General features: G+C 56.6%; 4 protein-coding genes. All 4 read right to left on the reverse strand.

Annotated elements, in window-relative coordinates; genetic code table 11:
• Positions 1–1401: IS66 family transposase (locus C7H84_RS35950; RefSeq protein WP_121863207.1), on the reverse strand; the 1401-nt coding region annotated here is incomplete at its 3' end.
• Positions 1402–1452: 51 nt separating this feature from the next.
• Positions 1453–1800 carry an IS66 family insertion sequence element accessory protein TnpB gene (gene tnpB / locus C7H84_RS35955; RefSeq protein WP_121863204.1) on the reverse strand — a complete coding sequence of 116 codons (348 nt, stop codon included), beginning with the start codon at positions 1798–1800 and terminating at the stop codon, positions 1453–1455.
• The gene (locus C7H84_RS35960; protein ID WP_121863205.1) at positions 1797–2192 is read right to left on the reverse strand and encodes a transposase; all 396 of its coding nucleotides are present in this window, start codon (positions 2190–2192) and stop codon (positions 1797–1799) included. The genes tnpB and C7H84_RS35960 overlap by 4 nt, the downstream gene beginning before the upstream one ends.
• A gap of 433 nt (positions 2193–2625) precedes the next feature.
• A complete protein-coding gene (locus C7H84_RS35965; protein WP_121863206.1) occupies positions 2626–4344 on the reverse strand; it encodes an Ig-like domain-containing protein in 1719 nt (572 codons plus the stop codon).
• Positions 4345–4606: the final 262 nt, after the last annotated feature.

The raw sequence follows: 4606 nt of genomic DNA on the forward strand, positions 1-4606 counted from the left end.
GCACAATGAACGCCCCATTGCGACGGCACGTAAAGCGCGTTCGGCCGCATTGTTGTCGATTTCCACGGCGCCGTCATCGACGTATAGCGTGAGCGCCGCCCATTGATTCAGCGCGTAGTTGATGGCTTTGGCGGTATCGCCTTTCTGCGACACCGTACCCAATGTCGAGCGCAGCCAGATCTCGAATGCATCGAGTAGCGGACGCGCCTGCTTCTGCCTGACACGTCTTCGTACGTCTGGTGGCTTACCGCGAATCGCGGCCTCGATTGCGTACAGTTCGCCGATCCGGCGCAACGCTTCAGTGTTGACCTCGTTCCTGCGTGCGACGAACAGATCATGGAATTTGCGGCGCGCGTGCGCCATGCATGCGGCCTCGCGTACATCACCACCTTCGTAGATCGCGTTGTACCCCGCGAACGCGTCGGCCTGCAACGTTCCCCTGAAGTCTTTCAGATGGGTCCGTGGATATTCACCGGCCCTTGTGGGACTGTATGCGAACCAGACCGCCGGCGCGTCCTTCGAGCCAGCTGGCCGGTCATCCCGAACGTATGTCCAGAGACGCGCGGTACGGGTCTTGCCGTTCCCGGGCTCGAGCACAGGTACGGGCGTGTCATCCGCGTGGATCTTCGAGGCGGCCATCACATACCGGCGAACGACTTCTACGAGTGGCCGGAGCAACGCACTGCACTGGCCGACCCAGTCCGCGAGTGTCGAACGGCTGAGTTCCACGCCATCGCGCGCATAGATTACTGACTGTCGGTATAAGGGAAGATGATCACAGAATTTGGCGACCAGGACATGCGCGAGCAACCCGGGACCGGGCATGCCGCGATCGATTGGCCGATTGGGTGCAGCCGCCTGCACGATGCAGTCGCAACAGGCACAGGCCTTTTTAAGTCGTCGGTGACGAATCACTCGCCAATGTCCCGGTACATAGTCGAGTTGCTCAGAAACGTCCTCGCCCAGGTCGCCGAGGGTGCCACCGCATTGCGGGCAACATGCGTCGTCGGGATGATGAACAACGTCTTCGCGATGTAGCTGTTCCGGAAGTGGCTTGCGTCCCGTCGACTTGCCGGCCTCAGAGCGACGCCTTGCTGGTGCGTCGACCGTTGCCGCACCATCGTCGGCCTGCAAATCTTCGAGACGCAATTCCAGTTGTTCTATCTGGCGATCAATCTTCTCCGACTTACGCCCAAACTGCATGCGCTGGAGCTTCGCGATCCGCAGCTTCAAGTGATCGATCTCGAGCGTCCGGTCGGAGAGTGTCTTCCGGAGCTCCGTTACAGTGTCGCGCAGATCCGTGAGCTCGCCTTCATGCTCACGTAACGCCGCCTCACGCGCGTTCAAGAGAGCCTTCAAGGCCTCAATATCGTTCGGATGGGTAGCGTCGTTGGATGCCATGCAGGCAGTTTACGCGCGTGCATTGCGCTACGCGCGCGTTGTCACATCCGTTTACAAAGCGCTGGAGGGGCGGGCTGCATCGACGGGTTGTCGCCAATCGAATCCTTCGAGCAGAAGGCCGAGTTGAGCACTGGTCAACGAAACAACACCGCCGTCAGCACGAGGCCACGCAAAGCGTCCACGCTCCAGGCGTTTGGCGAACAGGCATAGTCCGCCGTCGCGCCAGTACAGGCATTTGATGAGGTCGCCACGTTTGCCCCTGAACACGAAGATGTGGCCAGAGAATGGATCCTTCGCCAGTACGGTCTGCACCTTCGCGGCCAAGCCGTCGAAGCCGCAGCGCATATCCGTAAATCCGGCGGCAACCCAAATGCGCGTGTTTGCCAGCGGACCAATCATCGGCTCAGGCACTGGATCACCACGCGCAGCGTGTCGGGGTCGACGCTCCCTTCAACGTGTACCTCGCCTCGTAGCAACTGGATACATATCTTGCCGGGCACCGGTGCCGAAAGCGTAGATGCTGCCGGTTCGGCCACGCCGCTGTCACCTGCCTCATTCACGGTGACCGACAGCAACGCGCATTCGCGACCGTTCACGCCAAGTCGTCCATCCAGATACTGCCTGCGCCAGTCGAACAGCTGATTCGCGTTCAACTCGTGACTGCGTGCAATTTCCGCCACCGAACGTCCACTGGATAACGTCTCTTCGACGATCTGGCGTTTCTCGTCCACGGTACGCCGGCGATACTTCCGGGCGACTCTGACTTCGGAGAATTCAGTCACTGTGTCCATGATTCCTTTGTGGACACAGTCACATTTGTGCCCCGGGAAAGCATGGCTTCGCCTTCATCAGGCGTCTACACGGTCAGCGTCGGACGGTTACTGCGAAGGCACCTCGGGCGCAAGAGCTTCCCTAGGGGGCACAGGCTAATCGGCATAGGGGGTAGCCATCGGGCTACGCCCCTGCCACACCACCCGGCATGCGGGTCCGCACCGGGCGGTTCTTGTTCATCGGCTCGCGATTTACGCTCCACGCTTCCTTCCCACACTCGGTCGCCCTCATGCAGTTGCGCTTCACTTCATTCGCTGTGAGCAGCTTATGGCGGGACTTACACCCGCAGGAGGACGCCCATGCTGGGCGCACTATAAAAAAGACCGCGCACGAAGCGCGGTCAAGATAGGTGACACTGCTTCCCACCGAGAAGCGCGCGCCAACCCGATGGCTCTACTTTCCCGTTCGAACAAGTCTTACCGGCAATGAGCCGCCACTCGGAAGCTCATTCACGTCACCTGATATTACGTTGACCCCGATCCCATCAAATAGACCAACGCTCGTCGAACTCCAGTAAAAATCTTGCTGAGTGAACGGAAACCATTGTTGGACCATCGACCATCCACCTTCTGATTTGATCGTCTGTAGCAGCGACTCGTAATCCCCCCCCGAGTCGGGCACCACCCAATCCGTAAACCCGGCCAACTTTAGGCCGTTCGCCGTGTCCGCATAAGGAAACGTCGCGTCAAGATTGTACGTGTCCTTCCAGTCTCGAGGACCACCATCGTCAGCCTTAATTTCCCACCACAAGTGCTCGCCTCCGAGAATGGTCGTGACGTTATCCCGCACTGCTGCCCAACTGGTGGCCGTATAGGGCAACGCATTCCCGTTTGCGTCAATCTTTGTGAAGGGGTCGCCAACAGCACCATTAAAAGATTCTTGCTGTTCTCCATAGGTCACCGCAATAGAGAATAACCCTTTTGAGTTTGCTCCCAATACGTTAAAGTAGGCTACACCAGACGGATTTGTTGTCGGCGAGCTATCCGGAGAACTGGCATTTCCAGTGACACTGATTGACACGGGAACGCTTTCGATCGGATTTCCGTCTTTATCCACCACCGAAACTGAGTACTGGGTAGTTGCTCCCAGCGGCGTTTCATATGGCCAATTGATGGACAGGGTTGTTCCGACGACCTCCACAGGAATACTCCGTGACACTCCGTTCGCCGTTACCGTCACCTTAATCTCTCGGTTACTGCGGTCGGCGCCATAGGTCAATGTCGCCGTTGCAGAACCGTGCGCATCTGTCGTCGTGCTGGACGGAGTAATGCTGCCGTTGTTATTTGCCACAAAAGTTATCGGCACATTGGCCAACAAAGTGCCTCCGGCGCTCTTCACCGTCGCCGTAATTGTACTCTGGTTGTTGCTGGCACCAGATTGAATTTGCGGCTGGCTGGCAGTAAGCGCGATAGTATTGGCGGTCGGCGTAGTGACAGTCAAAGGCTGACTAACGCTAGCACCCGTAATGGAAGCTGTCAGCGTGTCAGCCCCAAGTGTTGACGGCGTGATTGCAAAGCCAGCAACGCCATTACTCTCCGTTACCTGACTCGGGGGGCTGATCGAATTACCGATTGAAGAGACCAATGATACCGACACACCCTCGACAGGATGGCCGTCAGCGTCATTCACGGTCGCATCTATATCAGCAGTATTGTCGTTCTCTATACTTGCTGGCACAGAAAGGCTAACGGTTGTGCCGCCAATTTTAATATTGACTGAATTCGAACTCACTTTCGACGCCACTGCCGTGACATTGACTGTCCGGTTTGTCTTGTCAGCACCGTAGGTCAGTGTCGCTGTCGCGATACCACTCGCGTCTGTCGCGACTGCTAGAGGCTGTACAACTGCATTGCCATTTGCATTAAATGTGACAAAGGCATTGCGCATTGGCTTGCCATCGCTACCCATCACCGTCGCAGTTAGTTTGGCCGTGCCGTTGGTCTGGCCAGTACTAATATTGTCCGTGCTAGCGACAAGCGAAATGGATTTGACTGTTGCGGCTGCACTGCTGCCACCTCCGTCGTCACCGCCACCACACGACGCCAGCAGACCGACAAAGAAAAGTGAAAATATAAGGGAAAGCGCATTGCGCCACCGCACTAGCACGCTCATAAGTCACCTATATGGTTGAATCCCGTCGACCGAACTTCTCGATCGACAGGACGGGATTGTCTCCGTTCTCAATGACCAATAAAACGTTCAGCACTTCATGGACTACTTCGCAGCACCTCTTCAGAGGACGACAACAACTACTTCGAACTGCGTTTCGCAATCACCTCCACACATAAATACGGCTACTCACACCGTACAAATCCCTATCTTATGAAATTTTCTGGAGGACTATGTTTTTGTGGAAAATCTCAATAATCTTGAT

This window comes from Burkholderia sp. Nafp2/4-1b, from assembly GCF_003635165.1.
Lineage (GTDB): Bacteria > Pseudomonadota > Gammaproteobacteria > Burkholderiales > Burkholderiaceae > Burkholderia.